Genomic DNA, 20,804 nt, shown 5'->3' on the forward strand with positions numbered 1-20,804 from the left:
GTAATTATTTAGCGAAACATTGGTGTATACGGACCGACCTCGTCATTCTCTTCACTTGATTCTTGTCTGCGTACAGAACGAATCATTCCATATTTATAAAAAATAGAAAATAGCGGTACATTTCTCGCACTATCTTCACATGTATCAACTAACGCAAAAGCTCTTTGTTTACCGCTCGATGCTTGCTGACGCACAAAGCGAGAAACATTAGCAAGGAAGAAAACTTCTAATAAACAAAGTGCCGTCGTTACAAACGATATATATAGAATTGCATCCTGCAATAAAAATTCCATCGCTTCACATCCTTAATAAGGTCATTTTAGCACATTAGGCAAACATTCTCTATTTCCTTTTATTTTCAAAAAAAGTATTTTGCATATTTTCTCAAGAAAACAATACTAAAGAAACGTTGTATTCGCTTTCTTTAGTATATTCACACACATCAATGAATAGGCTTGATTTATTAGAAATTTATAAAATTTTTGCATTATAATAAAACTATTGCCAGTTTTTGAAAAAACCTTTATTCTCTTCTTGTAATCAAAAATGAATATGGAGATGAAACATACTATGGGTCAACTAGGAGACGCCGATTACGTTCCCGACACCGCCTTTTTATCCTTCCCAGCAGCTAAAACATTTCACTTAGAATTTATGATACAGTTGGTTGTTATTTTTATAGCTTCTATTTTGTATGCAATTTCTATGAATATGTTTTTTATCCCGCATAACATGATTAGCGGTGGATTCGCTGGTGTAGGGATGATTATCGGTTATTTAATGCACTACAATATCGGTGCACTTATCTTTTTACTAAACATTCCTCTTCTTATTTTAAGTCACTTTTACTTAGGCAAGAAGACAACCTTTTTAACAGCTTACTTTGTAGCTGTATCATCGTTAGCGATGAACATTATCCCTGTACACCAGGTTTCAGACGATATTTTACTATCTTCTGTATTCGGTGGTGTAATCTGCGGAGCAGCTTCCGGAATCATATTCCGATTTGCTTCTTCAACAGGTGGCTTTGATGTTGTTGGATTGATTGTAGCGAAATATCGAGATATTTCAATTGGAGCAATCATCTTTGTATTCAACTTAGTCTTACTTGTTGCAGCAGGTTTTATTTTCGGATGGGATATTACACTTTATACGTTAATTAGCCGGTTTGTAGTCAGCAAAGTTATCGATGCTGTGCATACGAAACATATTAAATTAACGATAATGACAGTTACAGAAAAAGGCGAGGAAATAAAAAGCGCACTACTACATCACGGCATACGCGGGGTGACAATGGTAGACGCTGTCGGCGGCTATACAAACCATAAGAAAAAAATGATTTACACTGTCGTGACTCGCTATGAGTTAGGCGAAATGAAACGTATTATCCGTCAAGTGGATAACAAAGCATTTATGAACATTACTGAAACAGTTGAAATTGTCGGCCGTTTCAAACGCATATAAAAAGGCGCAAGGAGCTAGTGTTCCTTGCGCTTTTTATTTTTTACACTTATTACAAAATCAGATAATTCTATTATTATGTCTCTAAATGTGTTATAATGAAAGCAGACTCACAAAAAAAGAGTATATAGACTTGGAAGTTTCTCTTATTTTACAAGCAAAAAGAAACGAGCAGTCGGGTATATTTCAGACACCATACACGTAACGGTTTAAACAACCGATCATCTTAGTTACTCTTCAATGATCTTTTTATAAAAAGATACGTACAATTAAAACTCACTTCAATATACTATACCTACCTTTTTGACTTCCAAATCATCTTATTACATAAGGAGATGAACATATGAATCAATATATACGATATACAATAGCTGTCCTGTTTGCTATTATCGGCGGAATAATCTGCTTCTGGACAAACACACAGCTTGGAGAGAATATCATTTTTAATGGAATCGAAACGCTTGTAAGCGCTTCAATTTTAGGTGGATACATTTACTTCCTCTTCAATCCAGAAGAAAACGCTCAAAAAACAATGTTATTAACAATGATCGGAATCGTTGGTGGATGTATTTCCTACTCAATGACAAACTATACATTACCACTTCAATTAAGCTCTGCTTTCTTCCACGGTCTATGGACTTGGTTCATTGCATTCTGCTTAGCAGACGTATTTAACCTATTACAAGATAATGAAGAAGAAAACGGTCGCCAAATTGAAAGTAACTCTTAAGCTGGAAGATACTCTTCCAGCTTTTTTTGATTGGTTTGCATACCCCGGTTAGTATCTACCGTAATATATCAGCGATTCTCCAAATATATCGGCGATTTCTCCACTTATATCAGCGATTTTTTCATTATATCGACGCTTCGACACAGGATATCGACTTACCGACAATTTTCGGCAACTTATTTATGCTCTATACCCCGGCACTACAATAAAAAGAAGCTACCCAACGGCAACTTCTTTTCCACATACCCCACTTCGTATTCACTAAAATATATCAACGATTTTTCAAATATATCGATCGTTTCTCCACTTATATCTACGCTTCGACACTCAAAACGCACAACATACCCTATCCACCAAGCAACTTACTGCCGAACTCTACGATTAAAAAGAGAATTAATAGGATCGCGAGTATCTTTAATGCTACATATGCCACTTTAAAAACAACATAAATGAGCAAGACTATCAAAATAATTGATAAGATTTCCATATTTACTTCCTCCAAGCTTTGCTCTTCTTATCTCATTTTACTCGCCCTAGGCTGTTTATGGAACTGCATAAGATGACATATAAAAAAGAGGATACCTCACCCATCGTAAGATACCCTCTCTTTCAGCTGCTTAAACCATTCTCTTTCTAATTGTAAATATCCCATCTCACTCTTCTCGGCGCTCTTTAATTCTTGATCGGCTTTCTTCATATAAGTACGGGACGCTTCCATATTGCCCTCTACATATTTAATAATTCCTTGTGTACGGTAATATCCACTTAGGTCCATTTTTGTAATAGCCTTTGCATGTTCTTTTGCTTCTTGCAAAGAAAGACTATCCATCTGATAAAGGGCTTTATATAAAAGGTACCAACTATGAAAACTACTAACGAAAAACTTATTTTCTTTCGTTACAGGTAATTGAACAATTCGTTCTATATACGGTATCGCTCTTTCCATTCCCTCTTGATCTGCACGAGCAAAAAAGACGAGCATAAGTCTACTCATTATCTCTCTTATCCCTTTATTCTCTTTTATTTTCTCCTCACTCAATTCTACTAACCTTTCATCCCAATCTTTCGGTCTTTTATAACTAAATAACTCACTCGATATTTGAATCTCATATAAGTGATTTCTAGCTCTTTCATCATCTTTAATTAAAATAAGAAATTGCATCCCATCACTCATAAGCATTCCTTTTATCGGCACGATTGTAACCGCAAAGATTGCAAAATGGAAAAAGAAAAAATATAAAAGATATTGATAATAACTCACCATGTATATGTAACCGGAAGTAATACCAAATAGTAAACTCGTAATCGGTCCACCTAAAGTGAGCCACGCCCACTTTTTCGAAAGATTCGGTGTCTCTATAGAAGGTGGTACTAGTGTTGCAACGCCTCCAAAGTACGCCCACAATTTATTTTCTCGAATGCGTAATTTTCCCTTTTCTTTTTGAATAGTAATGGGTCCTACTGTCATAAATTTAAATGTCAAACCACCTATTACACCAAATACTACATGTCCTAGCTCATGAATGGCTAACACTAACAATGAAATTCCAACTATTGCCCATAGGTTCAAAATTACTTCTAATTTCCCAGTTCGGATTATTCCGTATAAAATGGACAAAATTAGCGCCACTGTCATTGAGCCAGCTGGCCTTCTTAAAATATCCACCTTTTTCTCCCCTTAATAAATCATTTTTCTCTGCATTTCGTACATGAACTTTCCGAGATGCAATATCCAAATAAATGAGATTAAGCCAATTAATACAAAATCGATATCACTAGCAGCTGTATATATAACGGCAGCCCACCATACATATGCCAATATTGTATTCGTAAATTCATACGCTTTATATCCAGCCTCATGCACAATGTGCTTTAATCCTTCATCTGCGTTTTTCGTCCACATTTTCATAGATTCCATATACGTTACACCTTGTTCAGGATATAGCTTATTATAACGATTTTTTGTTATAAGTCCGATAATTACTACAGTAGTTAAACAAACAATAGAAGCTACTAAATTCCACACCGCAAATGAAACATTTGTATCCTGCAACAGTGCACGTCTACATGTAATAACTGCATATACAAACCATGCCTGCGTAACTATATCACCTACACGTAAATATATACTTATAATGCCTAATTTCCTACCTTGTACGCTCTCTTCTTCATCGCGTGCCTCTGCTAACATACGTGTATTCTTCCAAGTATAGTACATCATTAAAATTCCAAAAATAGTACATATACCTATAAATGTATTGGATGATAATTTTCTCGGTTCATCCGAGAGTAAATTTAAAGCTATATAAGACGTTAAAAAGCCCCCCATCATACTTAATGCTATTTTCCCCACAGAATCAAATTGTTTTTTTCGCTTACTCTTCATCGTCCTCTTCCCCCTCTACTAACGTAAATATTTCCTCCACCGGTACATTGAAAATTTGTGCAATTTTTAACGACAATACGATAGATGGTGCATAATCCCCACGCTCAATTAAACTAATCGTTTGCCGTGATGATCCAATCGCTTTCCCTAAATCCCCTTGTGATAAACGATGCTTTGCTCGCAATTCCCTCACTCGATTTTGAAGCTTCATGTCTTCCCTCTTTTTCATTTATTTAATTAAAATTGTAAATAATATCCTTATATTTGTCAATTATAATTGTCATTACGACTATAATAATTGACAAGATACTTATTTCTTATCCTGTATCAAATTCCTATAAAGAATGTAAAATGTGCATTAAACATAGTCTTAAAAATAAAATAAAAAAGGCAGTGCTTTTGCACTGCCTTCCTAAATTGTGACATAGAATGGATTTCATATTAGCTTGCGTTTTGTAGTAATACTCGTTTTAACTGCTTACGGAAACGAATACCTAGCGTAACCGCTACAATCACAATAACTCCAAAAATGATTTTACCGATATGACCTTCTAGCACTCCAAAGATATCATGTAAGTTTCCACCTAACCAGTAACCACCGATTAAGAAGAATGATACCCAAAATAGAGCGCCTGAATAAATTGTAATGGCAAAACGACGGAATGGTAAATTAATAATTCCTGCAAAGTATCCTGTGAAATGACGTACACCAGGAATAAAGAAACCAATAAAAATTAAGAAGTACCCATACTTATCAAACCACATTCTCGTTAAGTCAATTTTTCTTTGTGTTAAAAATACGTATTTCCCATACTTTTGAATGAAAGGCATACCTAATTTATTTCCTAAAAAGTATTGAATCGTCATTCCTACACTTGTCCCAATAAAGGATAGAATAATTAAAATCGGTAAACTTAAATCACCCTTATGTGCTAAAAATCCCGCATATGCTAACGTTGGCTCTCCCGGAAACGGAAGTGCAATATATTCTAACAGCAAGCCGACAAGTACAACATAGTACCCGTATTGCTGAAATAATTCATGAATCCATTCCATGTCATCTCTCCTTTCAATCACGTACAACTTCTTACTATTATTGTATAAAAAAATTGTCGAAATAACTATCACAATAGCTTACATTTTTATTACATTTTTGTAAGGGTCACACTAATGATTTCCGTTCTTTATTAAGTAGCTAAAAGCATTTTTTAAGTCGAAACAACAAAAAGGCGCATCAATAATATGCAAATTTTATCCATTTTTTAACACTGAAAAACCTTTCTTATTTTGTTCTCAATAAAAAACCACCACAAACTCATGCTAACTTCATATTAGCTTCATATACGTATTGTAAGATTATATCGGAATTTGTTGAAAAATTTAACTAATATATGACTAAGCATTAATTTGAATAAATATAAGTCGTTTTTCGAAATTGAAAAAAGGGTGAATACGAAATGGAAGCATATAAAATGCACGATTTTATTAATACAAATGTTGAATCTCATCAAAATGAAACCGTTTTTAATTTACACATATGTGAAACAAGTGAATTTGACGTAAGTTTAACAAAATCTACAACACTATCTTTTATCGTTTCAAAAAAGAATATTAAAATTGTCACGAAAAAATGGACTAACTCAAACCAAGAAAGCATGATTGGCAAAAGCTATATCATTCCAACAAAAGCTTTTCACTATTTCTTACCAATTATTTCTGAAAATGAAGATGAGCTAAATATTCAAGTTCAAAGTTTTGGACTACGTGGTGAGCTTTTATTAAACGAAAGATTACTTATTGATAAAAACAACAAACACAACAGCAAAATCACTACATTCTTTGAAACATTAGATGAAAATGTAAATAAAGCATTACGAGGATTACAACTTCATTGTATGTAAGACTATTACGATCGTAAAAGGAGAATAACAATGAAAAAATTATTATTAAGCGCACTATTATCATTAGGATTTTTAACTCTTCCATTCGCTAGCGTAGAGGCCGCTACAACGAAAGATCAATTAATCGTAAACACTCAGTTAAATAAAATGGATTATTATCAGAATGGAAAATTTATAAAAAGTTTTACTGTCGCTACTGGGAAAGCAGAAACACCTACACCTAAAGGTACTTTTCAAATCGTAAATAAAATTAAAAACCGCCCTTATTATACAGGCAAAATTAAAGGCGGCGATCCACGTAATCCACTTGGTGACCGTTGGCTCGGATTAAATATGGCAGGAACTTACGGAACAACTTATGCGATTCACGGAACTAACAATAATCAAGCAATCGGCAAAGCAACAACACTTGGTTGTATTCGTATGTATAACAATGATATACACTGGTTATTTGAGCGCGTTCAGCAGCAAGCTACTGTCACTGTAAAATAGCCTAAAAACAAGATTTATGTGTAGCCAAGAATTTTATGTCTTGGCTTATTTTATTTATTCATTTACAGTAGCAAAACAACTGTATTTACATATATAATAGGAATAGATTTGATTAGCTAATATCTAAACATTGATAAACGTAGATATTAAAATTATACAGTTATAATGTTTTATAAATTTTATAATACATACTATAATAGAACTACTGTAATTCTGAACTATTCAGTAACAATAAACTATTCCCCTTGCTACCTTCATGATTATTTTATAGCGGGGGCTTATTATATGTATAAACAATCTGAGTCACTCGAAAAATGATGAATTCGAATATTGCAGTAAAAAGCGTTATTTAGGAGGTGTTACTATGACGCATATACTGGTGATTGAAGACAACCCAGATATACAAGAACTAATTCGTGAATTTCTAATGGCACAAAACTTTACCGTGGATGTAGTTGGTGCTGGAACAGAAGGTATTCTTCTTTTCCAAAAAAATTCATATGATCTTGTCCTCCTCGATGTAATGTTACCAGATATAGATGGCTATAGTATTTGTAAAATTATGCGAGGACAATCTGATGTACCAATCATTATGTTAACAGGCTTACATAATGAAGAAAGTGAAATTAAAGGATTTGAGTTAGGTATTGATGACTATATTACGAAACCGTTCCATTACACTGTATTTATTAAGCGTGTAGAGGCTGTATTAAGAAGGGCAGCAACGAAGGAAGCAGAAGCTGCAACTATACTACAATTCCATGAATTGATGTTAAACTCTACAGCATATGCAGCTTATGTTCATGGTAATCAAATTGAATTGACAACAAAAGAATTTGAAATTATTTATACTTTACTGCAAAATCGAGGAAAAGTATTATCAAGAAGTGATTTGTTGAATAAGGTATGGGGCTATGAACATTATGGTGATGTAAGAGTTATAGATACACATATTAAAAACTTAAGAAAAAAATTAGGAATTACTTATATTAAAACGGTGAAAGGCATTGGCTACAAAATCGAATCGTAGTAAAGACAACATCACCAAAAATATTTTCATCAAAACCTTATTATTTTGTATTCTTTTATCACTTTGTCTTTATCAAATTATTTACTTTCTAGCTTCAAACTACGATAAAGAACGTTTTGCGAAAGAAAATGGAACGCCGACTACAGAACAGGCGGATTCAGATAAGCAAAACGATCAAAGTAAAACGAATCAAAATAAAGCTGTGTCAGAAGGGAACATTTCTAATTTCCAATCTTCTATTGTAGATTATAAATCTCTTTCTGCAGCTATCAATCACCTTTTGCAGCCTAGCCAAACTGCAAAAGCAAAAGAACATACACAAAACCTTTCGGGGAAAAATAGCACTTCTAATCAGCTTACAGAAGCAGAAAAGAAAGCCGCTAATAATGATGCCTTACATACACAAAATGCAGCAAGTAAAACAAATGATACAAATGATAATCCAAAGTTAGCAGATGCGTTGCAGCAGTTAGCTCCACAGGTTGGCGCGACAATGCTTGCATTATCTCTACTCGGATCTTTAATGTACGCAAAACTAATTGCTAAACCTTTTCAATATATGAGCGATGCTTTAAAAGATATTATGAATCTTGATTTCTCAGATAAAAAGCTACTTAACAAAAATACAGATCAAACAGATTTTAATTTGTCAGTAGCCGCTTCACAGGTACCAAATATTGTGAAGAATTTACATGAAAGCAATCAAGATTTAAGAAATGAGCTCAAGAAGGAACAACAATTAGAACAATCTCGTAAAGAATTTATGTCTATGGTATCCCATGAATTAAAAACACCCATCGCAGCCGTTATGGGACAACTAGATGGCATGATTCACGGAATTGGAGCTTATAAAGATAGAGATAAGTATTTGAAACGTTCCTACGAGATGATGCAAGACATTAACATATTAACGGAAAAAATGTCGGAATTATCCAAAATACAAAACCCTCAATTTAAACCGAATTTAGAAGTCATTTCTTTATCTAATATTATTGAGGATGTTATGAAGAAAGTAGATTACTTTGTATCTGTAAAACAATTAAATGTACAATCTAATATTAAACACGATGTACAAATTTTAGCTGATCCTAAATTTATTCAAACTGCTATTTTTAACATTATTTCAAATGCAATTCATTATACAATTGACCATCAGCACGTATATATAAAGCTTTATGAAAAACCAAACGGTTACGCATTAGAAGTATTGAATACAGGTTCACAAATTGATGAAGATAAACTTGCTCATTTATTTGAACCTTTCTATCGCGCAAACCCTGATAAACACGGTTTAGTACAAGGTAGTGGTCTTGGATTATATATCGTGAAACAAATATTAGATAAACATCAGTTTCCTTACGGGATACAAAACACAGCTCAAGGTGTAAAATGCTCCATTGTATTCCCAAAAGCAATGTAACATTCACTATAATTACATACCCCAAACTCATACTTCATGTGTGAGTGGCGGAATTTTGTAGAGTGTCTTACTCTGTTTCGTTCGCCCGTTATCCTTATTTGGATAGCGGGCGTTTTTTATTACTTAAAAGGAGGATTTTTCATGGATAAGTTTAAATATTCATTGCTCGTGTTATTCGGTGCTTGCAGCTACGGCATACTTTCAACTATTTTCAAACTCGGATTCCTAAGTGGATTTTCAGCACATCAACTATTAGGTGGACAATATGTCTTCGGATGGATTGGACTATTTCTACTCGTTCTTTTCTTTTCACGTCATAAAGTAACAAAAAAACAATTCTTTTCATTACTAACCGTCGGAACAACAATGAGTATGACTGGAATTTTCTACGCTATTTCTGTAGAAGAACTACCCGCATCTATCGCTGTCGTCCTACTCTTTCAGTTCACTTGGATTGGTGTCATTATCGAAGCAATTGCAAATCGAACATTTCCAAGCCGCGATAAGATCATATCTATCCTTATTTTATTTGCTGGTACATTGTTTGCAGGTGGTGTATTTGAAGGCCTCGGACAAAATTTTTCTACGAAAGGGATTATCTTTGGGCTATTAGCTGCTGTCTCTTTTTCATTCTATGTTTTTGCAAGCGGGCGCGTCGCTACAGATGTTCCGCCTTATACGAAAAGCTTTCTTATGACAACAAGTGCGACTCTTATCGTATGTCTATTCTTCCCACCAACCTTTTTAACAGATGGTGCCCTGCAAGCCGGTCTATGGAAATATGCTTTCTTCCTCGGATTATTCGGCGTTGTTGTACCTGTCATTTGTTTTTCAATCGGTGTACCAAAGGTTGGAACAGGACTCGGTACAATATTAGGTGCAGCTGAATTACCAACTGCTATTATCGCTTCTATTACACTTGTACATGAAGTCGTAACATTCATGCAGTGGATTGGTATTATTTTTATATTGGTTGGGATTTTCACTCCTCAGCTGCTTATGGCTAGGAAAGAAAGGAAATACAATCGCGTGCATAGCGCTTGAAAAAATACAGAATTTATATAAAAGATATAACTGCAATTAAAATAAGTAAATTTATCCGGAGGTATAAATGACTATTTTAAGCATCATATTTTTTGCTATTATGTGTATCTTCTTCCTAATAAGATATATGAAAGAAAAGAAATTTTACGATTTACTTCTCATTCCCGTTTGTATATATGCAGGAGCAGTGAAAGCTCCTTTCGTAGAGTACTTAAACTTTAATACTACATTTAAAATAACGTATGATATTGCAGCTATTATTCTTGTAATCCTTGCCGTACTTTTCTTTTTGAAAGATAAGAAAGAGAATCATACTGCATAACAAAAGACCTTTCATTTACTTGAAAGGTCTTTTTCTATATTTCACTTTACCGCTCCATATAGCTTCCCTACCTCATGCTCAATTTGTTTTACATCGATTCGCTCAAATAGTGGCTGCACGCTATCAATTCTACTTGGCAACGTATTTTGCGGTTCCCAATTTCGTTTAATAATCGACAATGTGCTTCTAACTCTTTCACTTGAAAATGGTAAAAAAGGTTCAAGGAGATTTGCAAAATTAGCGATAAGATACACACAGTTATAAATCGTTTCTTCACACGAAACTGGATCATCTTCTCTTTGTTTCCAAGGCTGCTTTTCATCAAAATATTTATTTGCAAAACGTACTGCATCAAATATTGTCTCTAACGCCACCTTAAATTTAGTTTGCTCAATCGCCTCTCCTACATTTTTATATAATCCTTCTACTTTATCTTTCAGCTCTATATCAATAGTCCCCTTTGGTACAGTGCCATCATAATATTTTTCAATAAACTTTAATGTGCGGTTCACGAAGTTTCCATATGCTCCTAACAATTCACTATTATGACTGTAAATAAATTCACGCCATGAAAAATCAGTGTCACGATTTTCTGGTGCATTTACTGTTAAAAAGTAACGGATAGAATCTGGATTGTAACGTTCTAATATGTCAGGCACCCATACTGCCCAATTTTTACTTGTAGATAACTTTCTTTTCTCTACTGTTAAATACTCATTCGAAACGATATGACACGGGATTGCTTCCTCTCCTATTCCAAGTAAAACCGCTGGCCAAATGATGGAGTGAAATGGAATATTATCCTTGCCGTGTACATAATATGTTTGCGCATCGCTATTCCAAAACTCTTGATCATCTTTTCCTGTTTCTTCAGCCCAATGTTTACTCGCTGAATAATATCCTGCCACTGCTTCAATCCATACGTAAATTTTTTTATCTTCATACCCTTTCACTGGAATTGATACCCCGATTGGTAAATCTCTTGATACAGCCCTATCTTGTAACCCTTCCTTTACATATCTTTCCGTTAATTGAATTGCATTATCACGCCATGTTCCTTTTTCTTTTGCGATTTCTACAACTTTTTTAATTTGCTCCTGAAATGTATGCATTGCAAAATAGAAATGCTCTGTTTCCTCTACAGATGGCGTACTACCACATAACTTACATTTCTTTTCTAACAAATCAAGAGGATCTAAAATAGCAGAACAAGCATCGCATTGATCTCCTCTTGCTGCTTCATGGCAATATGGACATATTCCTTCTACATAACGATCCGGTAAAAACTGCGTACACGTTTCACAATACGCTTGTTCCACTGTTTTTTTATAAATATAGCCTTCTTCTAATAAACGTAAAAAAACTTTTTGAACAGTTTCATGATGATGCTCGCTATCGGTACGTGTATAGCAATCATACGTAAAACCGAGATCACGGAAACATCGCTGAAATTCTTCATGATACTTATTAGCAATTTCTTTTGCTGTCACACCTTCTTGTTTTGCTCTAATTGCAATCGGTGTTCCATTGCAGTCACTCCCTGAAACATACAGCACATTCTCACCTTTTGTCCTGTAATAACGCGCTAAAATATCTCCAGGTAATAAACTCGCAATATGGCCAAGGTGTAACGAACCATTTGCATACGGCCAAGCGCCTCCAATAAAAATACTCATCTTATATTCCTCCTTTAAAATATAAAAAGCCCCGCCCCTATCTTAAAAAAGATAAGGGCGGGGCTGTATAAACAGTCGCGGTACCACCTTATTTCGCCAATCACTCACATAATTAGCCTTAACAAGTACGGAGCTCTATGCTCTTATACTGTGGTTTTGATAACGAGTACCAACTCTCGTCGCCGCCTACTATTATCATTTGATAAGTTCAGGACGAAGCTCAAAGGCCATTGTTCAAATGAATATTCTTGCTTCTTCTCAGCTACCGAAGCTCTCTGGAAAGAATGTGTTCATCCTACTTTTCCTTTTCAACGCTTTTACGTATAACAAGTATTTTACGACTTAATCACAGAAAAATCAAACTTTTATCCAGAACGAAAAGGAAATCCCATCCTCCCGCCGAATACCTATACGTTCACAAAAGGAGTGATAACATTGAACCAAAAACAACTAAGCACTATAAATGAAAAAAGCTGGAATACAGCTGCTTATGAAGCTTGGACGAATCGCCATGGGGCACCGGAGGATTATGCAAAAAAAATCATGGAAGATCCCACACGCGAAGTAGCACATTATTTACCTTACATACAATCTCCAAAAGGAAAATGTATTATTAATTTACTCGGCTCAAAAGGAAATAAAGCTGTTGCTCTCGCTCTTTTAGGAGCTGACGTAACAGTTGTTGATATTTCAGCAAGTAATGCAAAATATGCAAATGAACTTGCTGCCGCCGCAGACGTCTCTATTCATTACATCGTTTCTGATGTACTAGATGTAAATCTCTCCAAATCATTTGATATCGTATTACTGGAGCTTGGTGTACTTCATTACTTTCTAGATTTAAAACCACTTTTCAAAAAAATTTCTCAACTACTAAAGCCAGGTGGGATACTTATCCTTCGCGATTACCATCCAATATACACAAAGCTATTAGGAGTAGACCATCCATCATTTCGAGCAAGTGGAAATTATTTCGATGAAGAATTAATTGAAGATGATGTTGCTTATAGCATCCTTCTTACAGAAGCACAGAAAGAATCGCTACCTAAAACAACCATCCGTCGCTGGACGCTAGGAGAAATCATTACAACACTTGCGGAAGAACGTTTTAAAATTGAAAAACTAGTTGAAGAACATGGATCTCATCAAAGATGGGTCTTCCCTTCTACTGCACCAGAAGGAATCGAAGAACGTATCCCTGGTCTATATACAATAATTGCGACAGCATGCAAAAAAGGATCCCTTCACGGATAGGATCCTTTTTGCATGCTCACGCATATAAGTTGAGGTTGGAGATTACCATAATTCTGTAGAATAGGACACAAGATATTTCAACATTTCGTCTCTGACTTACGTCGTCAAAAAGGGGTATGACCAACATAACGAAGAGTAATGTTTTCAGTTGATACTGATAATCGTTATCAACTAATTAGAAGTATACATGATGTCATTTCAAATTTCAATAGCATTTCTAATATTTATTTATGAATTTTATGATATGCAAATGTATACATTTTAAGAACTTTTTCTAATACCAATCTGACTCCTTCCATTATCTGCTATAATTTTTATTGAACAGATTAATAACTTCATAATAATGTTTTTATTAATTTCGTTTTAAATATCTATAAATCATAATAAACAGTTTAAATGAGGGTAGGGGTAACGATGAAATATGTTAGTATTCGAAAAAAACTACTGTTCACACTCTTAAGCATTTCTTCTTTATTTAGCATTGCTCTTATTGTTATACTTTCATTCGCCATGAATCAAGCAAGTGAAATCGAAACGTTAAAAAATGATGTATCGAAAAGAGCGACGATTTTAAAAGAACGTGGCGATTGGTTCCAAGGACAAGTTGCTGGTTTACAAGAATATTTGCTATCACATGATCAAAAAGGATTAGATAAGTTCAACCGAGAAGGGAAAAAATTAGCTGATACTAGAGAGAAAGTAACAAGTGACAAAAAGCTCCCAGAAGGAATGAAAGAAGCCATTTTAATGGGAGGAAAATGGCGTAGCGTCATAGATAATGAGGTACTCCCTCTTGCGCGTGAAGGAAAATGGGACGAAGCATCTAGAATTGCTTTAGCACAAACAGATTATGTAAATGATCTTTTAGGTCGTTTTAATAAATATACAAATGAAGAAAATGAGAAACGTGACGCATTAATTGCTGATATCGAGTCTTCTTCATCACTTATTCAATATATTATTTTCTTCTCACTCATTACATGTACATTAACGTCTATTTTATTAGCATGGTGGTTCTCTGGTAAACTCGTTAAACCAATTCGACAAATTGATGAGAAGTTAAAAGAATTAGCTTCTCAAGATGGAGATTTAACGGCTAGATTACACGTAACGAGTAAAGATGAAATTGGTGACATTGCAAATTCCTTTAATCAAATGCTCACTAACTTACAGCATATAATAAAACAAGTTCAACAAACATCAACAAGTGTAAAAGAAGCTTCCGAAAATGTATTTATCGAAACAACCGCTTCTATGGAAAATACCGCAAGGACCCAAGAAACTATGAATGCTCTTGAACACAATATTCGTTCACAAGTTTCTAGCATTGAAGAAAGTTCAACCGCAATGGATGACATGGCAACGAGTGTTCAGCGTATCGCTGAGTCCGCCTCTTCTGTTACTAGTTTAGCTGTCACAACTTCAGAAAAAGCAGATAATGGGAATAAAGTCATTGAGAAATCTATTACACAAATGCATACAATTAACGAAGCCGTTAACGCTACATCACAAGTAGTTGAGCGACTCATTACACATACAAATCATATCGATACTGCACTTCAATCTATTTCGAATATCGCCGAGCAAACAAATTTACTCGCTTTAAATGCTTCTATTGAAGCAGCTCGTGCTGGTGAACACGGCAAAGGATTCGCTGTTGTTGCCGATGAAGTTAGAAAACTTGCTGAACAATCTCAACTAGCCGCAACTGACATTAACCATTTACTGCATCAAATTCAAGCCGATACAAAAATAGCAAATGACATGATGACACAAGGCCAAGCAGAAGCTTCTGAAGGAATTACGGTTATTCGTACCGCCGGATCTTCATTCTCAGAAATTGTTAACCACATTAACAAAGTCTCTACACAAATGCAAGAAATGTCTGCAACCGCTGAAGAGATGGCTGCAAGCTCTGAAGAAATGAACGCAGCTTTAAATAATATCGCTTCTATTTCAAATGAAGTTGCTGCAGAAACATCACAAACAGCAACTTCGGCTGGTGATCAAGTAAACAAAATGAGTATCGTGGCTAACAAATCATCTGAAATGAAAACAATCGTACAAGAACTTGAAGTTCTCGTTTCTCATTTCAAAACAAACGCTTAAAGTTAAACTTTCACTTGTAATGCCATAAGCTCAAAGGTATAAGAAAGAAAGTTTTACAGGCTCTCTTTTTTCACTTTAAAATATCTCTTTCTATCTCTCATTCCGTCTGCTATAATTCCTAAAGGAAATAAGAAAGCTTTATTCCAACTGGAGTAAAGCTTTCTTTCAATTTTTTACATTTATTAATTCTAATACTAAGATTTCACAAAGGAGGCTTTTAATCATATGAATTTTGTAAGTATCAGAAAAAAACTTATGTTCATGATGGGAACGATTTGCGCTTTATTTGGTGTCGCCTTAGCATTTATTTTATTTTTTGCTATCGACCAATCTCGTAAAGCTGAAACATTACAAAAAGAAATTTCTCCACTGGCAACAGAATTGAAAGAGCGTGGAGACGCTTATCAAGTACAGCTCTCTGCTCTAAGAGGTTATTTACTACAACATGATCAAGTCGAATTAGACAAGTTTAATGAGATGAGTAAACGTCTTGAGGATTCAAAAGATAAACTTCTTTCTAATCCAAATGTTTCTTCGTCCGTGAAAAGCACAATGGAATTAGGGTCTACTTGGAGAAAGTTCGTTGAAGAAAAAGTATTTACTCTTGCAAAAGAACAAAAATGGGAAGAAGCTTTACAAGTAGCTTCTTCAGAAAATGGCACTGTCTATAAAGTAATTGGTGATTTCACAAATTACAGTAATGAACAAGCTAAATTACGTGAACAATCTATTGAAAAAATTGATCAATCTTCACTAGGAATTGAATATGCAGTATTTCTATCACTTGTTATTTGTATTGTCGTTGCAATTATTCTTGCATGGTGGTTCTCTGGTAAACTTGTGAAACCGATTCAACAAATTGACACGAAACTAAAAGAATTAGCCTCTCAAGAAGGTGACTTAACAGCACGTCTACAAGTAAATAGCAACGATGAAATCGGTGCCATCGCAACATCATTTAATAAAATGTTAGAAAACCTACAACATATTATTAATCGTGTTCAAAAAACATCAGTGGAAGTACAAACCGCTTCTGAAAATATGCTAGAAAAAACGAATACATCACGTGAGGCGACATTAAGAGTCCAAAGCTCAATGTCCAACTTAAATGCAAGTATTCAATCACAAACTTCTAGTATGGAAGAAAGCTCAACTGCAATGGATGATATGGCAGTAAGTGTTCAGCGCATTGCTGAATCTGCTTCATCTGTAGCGGAACTTGCTGTTGCCACATCTGAACATGCTAGCGATGGAAGTACCGTTATTCAAAAATCTGTTTCACAAATGACAACAATACACGAAGCTGTAAATGCTACGTCAGAAGTCGTTGAACGTCTAATCACTCATACGAAATATATTGATACTGCTGTACAATCTATTTCTAATATTGCTGAGCAAACAAACTTACTTGCTTTAAATGCTTCTATTGAGGCTGCTCGTGCTGGCGAGCAAGGAAAAGGATTTGCTGTCGTAGCTGACGAAGTTCGAAAACTTGCTGAACAATCTAAAACAGCTGCAACAGACATTAATCAATTATTACATCAAATTCAAAATGATACAGAAACTGCTAGCTCTATGATGTCTCAAGGCCGTTCTGAAGCATTTGAAGGTATCAATGTTATTCGTGAAGCTGGTACTTCTTTCACAACAATTGTAGAACAAGTAAATAAAGTATCTACTCAAATGCAAGATATATCAGCAACTGCTGAAGAGATGGCTGCAAGTGCTGAAGAAATGAACGCTTCACTTAATAACATCGCTTCTATCTCGACTGAAGTATCCAGCGAAACCGCCGCAACGGCACAATCTGCTGAACAGAAAGTTATCGTTATGAATGAAATGACAGTAACTGCTGGAAAAATGAAACAAACAGTTGAAGAGTTAGATCAACTCGTATCTCATTTTAAAACAGAATAGATTTTCAAAAAAATATCCCTCTTTCAAAGAGGGATATTTTTTTGAGCTCATTTCCTGCACATTATGCTCATTTCCGTTATAATGAGAATCGATATCATTAAAATATAGGAGGGGCTGCTTATGTCACAAGAAGCATTTGAAAATAAATTATTGGCCAATTTAGAAGCTGTTATTGACCCTGAACTAGGTGTTGATATCGTTAATCTTGGATTAGTGTATGATGTTACAGCAGATGAAAATAATAATGCTGTCATTACGATGACTATGACTTCTATCGGTTGTCCAATGGCTGGGCAAATCGTATCAGACGTTAAAAAAGTATTATCAACAAACGTACCTGAAGTTAATGAAATAGAAGTAAATGTCGTTTGGAATCCACCGTGGTCGAAAGAACGTATGTCACGTATGGCGAAAATCGCATTAGGTATTCGCGACTAAATAAAGTGGAAATTTCATCATTTGCGGATAGTGGGATAAAGAAAAGACCTGACTAGGATGTCAGGTCTTTTCTCTTATTATTTTACGCCTACTGCATCATAAGCTTTCGTTACAGCTTGTACAGCTTTAGAGTTTTTACCATATAAATCTTCAGCTGACTGAAGAGCAGCTTGACGCATCATTTTGAAGTCAGAGTTTGCAGTTAAATATTTCGTAAGAGCACGGTAGTAAATTCTTTCTGTCGCTTCACGGCCCACTCCAGTTACTTTCACGCCGTAATGCTCTCCGCCATCAGATACTAAATATGCAGCTTTATTGTTAATACTACTGTTAATATGAACGCCACCATTATCAGCTGTTCCAGTGTAGCGTTTATTGTAATGATCTGGGTAACCTTCACCTGGTTTTAATGGATTTGGAATAGATGCTGGATCTTTCAGAGAGCGAAGTGCATCACCTGGTTTACCAGGTGTATAAATGTCAGCACCTAAATCCCAGCTCTTCTTCTCAACCATAACACCCATAATGTCAGATAACGATTCATTTAACGCCCCTGACTCATTTTTGTAAACAAGGTTTGCTGTATGTTCAGTTACAGCATGCGTTAATTCGTGACCGATAACATCAAGTCCAGCAGATAATGGAATGAATGTTTTTCCATCGCCATCACCATACATCATTTGCACACCATTCCAAGCTGCGTTATTCCAAGCTGTACCTACGTGAACAGTTGAAATAAGCTTCGCACCTTTATCATCGAAAGAGTTACGATTAAATGTCTTTTTGTAGTAATCATATACTTTTCCTGCATTTACATGCGCATCAACTGCAGCTTTATCTTCGAAGAACTTAGATTTACTTTCAACTTCTTCTCCTGTATATCCAAGCCATTGTGAGAATAAATTAAACCAGTTCTCGTCCATATTCTCTGCATCAAATGTATGGATACCTTGTCCTCGTTTACCATCAAACAAGTTGAATTGTCCTGTTTTCGTATCTTGAGCAATTTCAAATGATTGTCTAGCACCTAATACTCCGTAACCAAATCCAGTAATGTTATCTACAGCGTTATATTTCTCAATAACATTTCCATTCGTTGCATCAACAAAATAATGCCAATACCCTGGAGCTGGTTTTGAAATCGATGCCTTAACTAAGTATGCAAGGTAGTAATGACCGTCCTTTTCATATACAAATAAATCTTTTTTCACACCATCATAGCTCTTTACTTTACCAATTTCTTTCTCAATATCTGCCTTTGCAATTGTTTCTGCTTGTTCCGCACTAATGCTTGCAGCTGCAGGAATATTTTTATCATCTAAATTCGGAATAACTTGTCCGAAGAATGCTTTTACATTATTCTCTTTATCAAGTGTAACAGTTTGATCAGAACCGTACACAGGAATGTTATTATGTTTCTCAACTAGCTTCACATGTGTCGTATCAGATTCAGCGTCTTTTTCTTCCCCAACGATATTAAAATGCTTTTCAATATTTCCTGCTAATTTAAACATATCTTTCTTACTCTCTAAGTATTGAAAGACCGTCTCTTTTTTATCTAGCCCTTCCGGTGCTTTCCATTCTTCACCTATGTATGCAGGTGTTTTAAATTCTTGATGATATTGAATTTTTTGTTCTTCCGCTTTCGTTGTCGTTGCCCCAAACGCTCCAAATCCCCCGGCGATAACAGTTAACGCTAATGCTGATGAAATGACTTGCTTTTTCACTATAACATTCCCCATTCCCATAAAGATTTTTGACACTTTTATACAATTCTGATTTTTACAGCTGATACCTCTAACAAAAATTTGAGAAACATTTTTCAGACAATTCCAATCAAAAAAAGAGGACATCCTATTGGATGTCCTCTTTTTTTTTACACATTTTATTGTTTTTTCAATTCAATTGCTAAATAGTGTGATTGCTCTTTCGCTTGAATGTGAATATCTTCTTCTACCGCTTCTACTGCATCCCGCATAACAAACGTTTCACCATTTATTACGCTACTTCCTTCAATTTGTACAAGGTACAATTGACGGTCTTCTTTCACTGGAAAATGAATTTCTTTTCCAGCCTCTAATGATAAGGAATATAAATTCGCATCTTGGTGAATTTGAATTGGTGCATCTCCTTCTACTGAAGATACCATATGGAACCATTCATTTTCGCGCTTGCTCCAATCAAATTTAAACTCACCATAGTTTGGTTTATGATCCACACGGTCTGGTAAAATCCAAATTTGTAATAAACGCAACGTTTCATCGCCTAAATTATGCTCACTATGAAATACACCCGTGCCAGCACTCATATATTGAACATGTCCACGTTCAATCGTTCCTCGGTTTCCCATACTGTCTTCATGTGTTAAAGCACCATCTACAACGTAAGAAATAATCTCCATATCACGGTGTGGATGCATATCAAAACCAGTTTGTGCCGCTACTAGATCATCATTAATAACACGTAACGCTCCGAAGCTCATGTTATTTGGATTATAGTAATTAGCAAAGGAAAAATGAAAATGTGTATTTAACCAACCATGATTTGCTCTGCCCATATTTTTATGATCAACTTTTCTAAACATATCCTTCACCTCAAACTATCTCGAATTCGAGATTTATTTT

21 protein-coding genes and 1 other annotated feature are annotated in these 20,804 nt (G+C 35.0%); of the genes, 12 read left to right on the forward strand and 9 right to left on the reverse strand.

Features of this window, described 5'->3' with window-relative positions:
- Window positions 1-8: 8 nt before the first annotated feature.
- Window positions 9-293: a hypothetical protein gene (locus ACTJJY_RS22915; RefSeq protein ID WP_377823468.1), complete on the reverse strand. Its 285-nt coding sequence runs from the start codon at window positions 291-293 to the stop codon at window positions 9-11.
- 277 nt (window positions 294-570) lie between these two features.
- Here ACTJJY_RS22915 and ACTJJY_RS22920 point away from each other — a divergent pair, with 277 nt between their 5' ends.
- Together ACTJJY_RS22920 and ACTJJY_RS22925 are read left to right on the forward strand one after the other, a co-directional pair.
- On the forward strand, window positions 571-1,464 hold the full coding sequence (locus ACTJJY_RS22920; protein WP_440606645.1) for a YitT family protein: 894 nt from the start codon (window positions 571-573) through the stop codon (window positions 1,462-1,464).
- Between the two features lie 340 nt (window positions 1,465-1,804).
- Window positions 1,805-2,191: a DUF3938 domain-containing protein gene (locus tag ACTJJY_RS22925; RefSeq protein ID WP_440606631.1), complete on the forward strand. Its 387-nt coding sequence runs from the start codon at window positions 1,805-1,807 to the stop codon at window positions 2,189-2,191.
- Window positions 2,192-2,537: 346 nt separating this feature from the next.
- Here the strand turns inward: ACTJJY_RS22925 and ACTJJY_RS22930 are convergent, their stop codons facing one another.
- The 5 genes from ACTJJY_RS22930 to ACTJJY_RS22950 all read right to left on the reverse strand — a co-directional run bounded on the left by ACTJJY_RS22930 (window position 2,538) and on the right by ACTJJY_RS22950 (window position 5,633).
- Window positions 2,538-2,678, reverse strand: coding sequence for a DUF3985 family protein (locus tag ACTJJY_RS22930; protein ID WP_440606632.1), 141 nt, complete (start codon window positions 2,676-2,678; stop codon window positions 2,538-2,540).
- A 96-nt stretch (window positions 2,679-2,774) separates the two neighbouring features.
- On the reverse strand, window positions 2,775-3,827 hold the full coding sequence (locus ACTJJY_RS22935; protein WP_440606646.1) for a hypothetical protein: 1,053 nt from the start codon (window positions 3,825-3,827) through the stop codon (window positions 2,775-2,777).
- Window positions 3,828-3,869: 42 nt separating this feature from the next.
- Window positions 3,870-4,577, reverse strand: a complete 708-nt coding sequence (locus tag ACTJJY_RS22940) for a DUF3169 family protein (RefSeq protein ID WP_000837717.1) — start codon at window positions 4,575-4,577, stop codon at window positions 3,870-3,872.
- Complete coding sequence (locus ACTJJY_RS22945) at window positions 4,567-4,788, reverse strand: helix-turn-helix transcriptional regulator (protein WP_000776168.1); 222 nt, start codon at window positions 4,786-4,788, stop codon at window positions 4,567-4,569. Before ACTJJY_RS22945 ends, ACTJJY_RS22940 begins: the two co-directional genes overlap by 11 nt.
- Before the next feature lie 230 nt (window positions 4,789-5,018).
- Window positions 5,019-5,633: a DedA family protein gene (locus tag ACTJJY_RS22950; RefSeq protein WP_000454754.1), complete on the reverse strand. Its 615-nt coding sequence runs from the start codon at window positions 5,631-5,633 to the stop codon at window positions 5,019-5,021.
- 401 nt (window positions 5,634-6,034) lie between these two features.
- On the opposite strand from ACTJJY_RS22950, the gene ACTJJY_RS22955 reads away from it, so the two are divergent.
- The 6 genes from ACTJJY_RS22955 to ACTJJY_RS22980 all read left to right on the forward strand — a co-directional run bounded on the left by ACTJJY_RS22955 (window position 6,035) and on the right by ACTJJY_RS22980 (window position 10,786).
- Window positions 6,035-6,478 carry a DUF3978 family protein gene (locus ACTJJY_RS22955; protein WP_000388762.1) on the forward strand — a complete coding sequence of 148 codons (444 nt, stop codon included), beginning with the start codon at window positions 6,035-6,037 and terminating at the stop codon, window positions 6,476-6,478.
- A gap of 30 nt (window positions 6,479-6,508) precedes the next feature.
- Entirely contained in the window at window positions 6,509-6,970 is a 462-nt protein-coding gene (locus tag ACTJJY_RS22960) for a L,D-transpeptidase (protein ID WP_440606633.1), read from the forward strand.
- Window positions 6,971-7,334: 364 nt separating this feature from the next.
- Entirely contained in the window at window positions 7,335-8,000 is a 666-nt protein-coding gene (locus tag ACTJJY_RS22965) for a response regulator transcription factor (protein WP_000148834.1), read from the forward strand.
- Complete coding sequence (locus tag ACTJJY_RS22970; RefSeq protein WP_088020134.1) at window positions 7,978-9,420, forward strand: sensor histidine kinase; 1,443 nt, start codon at window positions 7,978-7,980, stop codon at window positions 9,418-9,420. Before ACTJJY_RS22965 ends, ACTJJY_RS22970 begins: the two co-directional genes overlap by 23 nt.
- A gap of 141 nt (window positions 9,421-9,561) precedes the next feature.
- Window positions 9,562-10,464, forward strand: a complete 903-nt coding sequence (locus ACTJJY_RS22975; protein WP_440606634.1) for an EamA family transporter — start codon at window positions 9,562-9,564, stop codon at window positions 10,462-10,464.
- A 67-nt stretch (window positions 10,465-10,531) separates the two neighbouring features.
- Entirely contained in the window at window positions 10,532-10,786 is a 255-nt protein-coding gene (locus tag ACTJJY_RS22980) for a hypothetical protein (protein WP_440606635.1), read from the forward strand.
- Between the two features lie 41 nt (window positions 10,787-10,827).
- On the opposite strand, the gene metG is transcribed toward ACTJJY_RS22980, so the two are convergent.
- A complete protein-coding gene (metG, locus tag ACTJJY_RS22985) occupies window positions 10,828-12,462 on the reverse strand; it encodes a methionine--tRNA ligase (RefSeq protein ID WP_440606636.1) in 1,635 nt (544 codons plus the stop codon).
- Window positions 12,463-12,512: 50 nt separating this feature from the next.
- Window positions 12,513-12,783, reverse strand: a binding site (T-box leader).
- 114 nt (window positions 12,784-12,897) lie between these two features.
- Between metG and ACTJJY_RS22990 the strand changes: the two genes are divergently transcribed.
- The 4 genes from ACTJJY_RS22990 (at window position 12,898) to ACTJJY_RS23005 (ending at window position 18,180) form a co-directional block, all read left to right on the forward strand.
- Entirely contained in the window at window positions 12,898-13,716 is an 819-nt protein-coding gene (locus ACTJJY_RS22990) for a class I SAM-dependent methyltransferase (protein WP_440606637.1), read from the forward strand.
- A 414-nt stretch (window positions 13,717-14,130) separates the two neighbouring features.
- Window positions 14,131-15,825, forward strand: a complete 1,695-nt coding sequence (locus tag ACTJJY_RS22995; protein WP_440606638.1) for a methyl-accepting chemotaxis protein — start codon at window positions 14,131-14,133, stop codon at window positions 15,823-15,825.
- Window positions 15,826-16,050: 225 nt separating this feature from the next.
- A complete protein-coding gene (locus tag ACTJJY_RS23000) occupies window positions 16,051-17,742 on the forward strand; it encodes a methyl-accepting chemotaxis protein (protein ID WP_440606639.1) in 1,692 nt (563 codons plus the stop codon).
- A gap of 120 nt (window positions 17,743-17,862) precedes the next feature.
- Complete coding sequence (locus ACTJJY_RS23005) at window positions 17,863-18,180, forward strand: metal-sulfur cluster assembly factor (protein ID WP_000076422.1); 318 nt, start codon at window positions 17,863-17,865, stop codon at window positions 18,178-18,180.
- Between the two features lie 77 nt (window positions 18,181-18,257).
- Here the strand turns inward: ACTJJY_RS23005 and nprB are convergent, their stop codons facing one another.
- Entirely contained in the window at window positions 18,258-19,907 is a 1,650-nt protein-coding gene (gene nprB, locus ACTJJY_RS23010; RefSeq protein WP_440606647.1) for a neutral protease NprB, read from the reverse strand.
- A gap of 158 nt (window positions 19,908-20,065) precedes the next feature.
- On the reverse strand, window positions 20,066-20,764 hold the full coding sequence (locus ACTJJY_RS23015; RefSeq protein WP_440606640.1) for a pirin family protein: 699 nt from the start codon (window positions 20,762-20,764) through the stop codon (window positions 20,066-20,068).
- Window positions 20,765-20,804: the final 40 nt, after the last annotated feature.

It is taken from the genome of Bacillus sp. 22475 (genome assembly GCF_052044835.1).
Classification (GTDB): domain Bacteria; phylum Bacillota; class Bacilli; order Bacillales; family Bacillaceae_G; genus Bacillus_A; species Bacillus_A cereus.

Bases quoted from the DNA above. Each gene is read 5' to 3' on its own strand.
- ACTJJY_RS22915 (WP_377823468.1), bottom strand. From the start codon at position 293: ATGGAATTTTTATTGCAGGATGCAATTCTATATATATCGTTTGTAACG.
- ACTJJY_RS22920 (WP_440606645.1), top strand. From the start codon at position 571: ATGGGTCAACTAGGAGACGCCGATTACGTTCCCGACACCGCCTTTTTA.
- ACTJJY_RS22925 (WP_440606631.1), top strand. From the start codon at position 1,805: ATGAATCAATATATACGATATACAATAGCTGTCCTGTTTGCTATTATC.
- ACTJJY_RS22930 (WP_440606632.1), bottom strand. From the start codon at position 2,678: ATGGAAATCTTATCAATTATTTTGATAGTCTTGCTCATTTATGTTGTT.
- ACTJJY_RS22935 (WP_440606646.1), bottom strand. From the start codon at position 3,827: ATGACAGTGGCGCTAATTTTGTCCATTTTATACGGAATAATCCGAACT.
- ACTJJY_RS22940 (WP_000837717.1), bottom strand. From the start codon at position 4,577: ATGAAGAGTAAGCGAAAAAAACAATTTGATTCTGTGGGGAAAATAGCA.
- ACTJJY_RS22945 (WP_000776168.1), bottom strand. From the start codon at position 4,788: ATGAAGCTTCAAAATCGAGTGAGGGAATTGCGAGCAAAGCATCGTTTA.
- ACTJJY_RS22950 (WP_000454754.1), bottom strand. From the start codon at position 5,633: ATGGAATGGATTCATGAATTATTTCAGCAATACGGGTACTATGTTGTA.
- ACTJJY_RS22955 (WP_000388762.1), top strand. From the start codon at position 6,035: ATGGAAGCATATAAAATGCACGATTTTATTAATACAAATGTTGAATCT.
- ACTJJY_RS22960 (WP_440606633.1), top strand. From the start codon at position 6,509: ATGAAAAAATTATTATTAAGCGCACTATTATCATTAGGATTTTTAACT.
- ACTJJY_RS22965 (WP_000148834.1), top strand. From the start codon at position 7,335: ATGACGCATATACTGGTGATTGAAGACAACCCAGATATACAAGAACTA.
- ACTJJY_RS22975 (WP_440606634.1), top strand. From the start codon at position 9,562: ATGGATAAGTTTAAATATTCATTGCTCGTGTTATTCGGTGCTTGCAGC.
- ACTJJY_RS22980 (WP_440606635.1), top strand. From the start codon at position 10,532: ATGACTATTTTAAGCATCATATTTTTTGCTATTATGTGTATCTTCTTC.
- metG (WP_440606636.1), bottom strand. From the start codon at position 12,462: ATGAGTATTTTTATTGGAGGCGCTTGGCCGTATGCAAATGGTTCGTTA.
- ACTJJY_RS22995 (WP_440606638.1), top strand. From the start codon at position 14,131: ATGAAATATGTTAGTATTCGAAAAAAACTACTGTTCACACTCTTAAGC.
- ACTJJY_RS23000 (WP_440606639.1), top strand. From the start codon at position 16,051: ATGAATTTTGTAAGTATCAGAAAAAAACTTATGTTCATGATGGGAACG.
- ACTJJY_RS23005 (WP_000076422.1), top strand. From the start codon at position 17,863: ATGTCACAAGAAGCATTTGAAAATAAATTATTGGCCAATTTAGAAGCT.
- ACTJJY_RS23015 (WP_440606640.1), bottom strand. From the start codon at position 20,764: ATGTTTAGAAAAGTTGATCATAAAAATATGGGCAGAGCAAATCATGGT.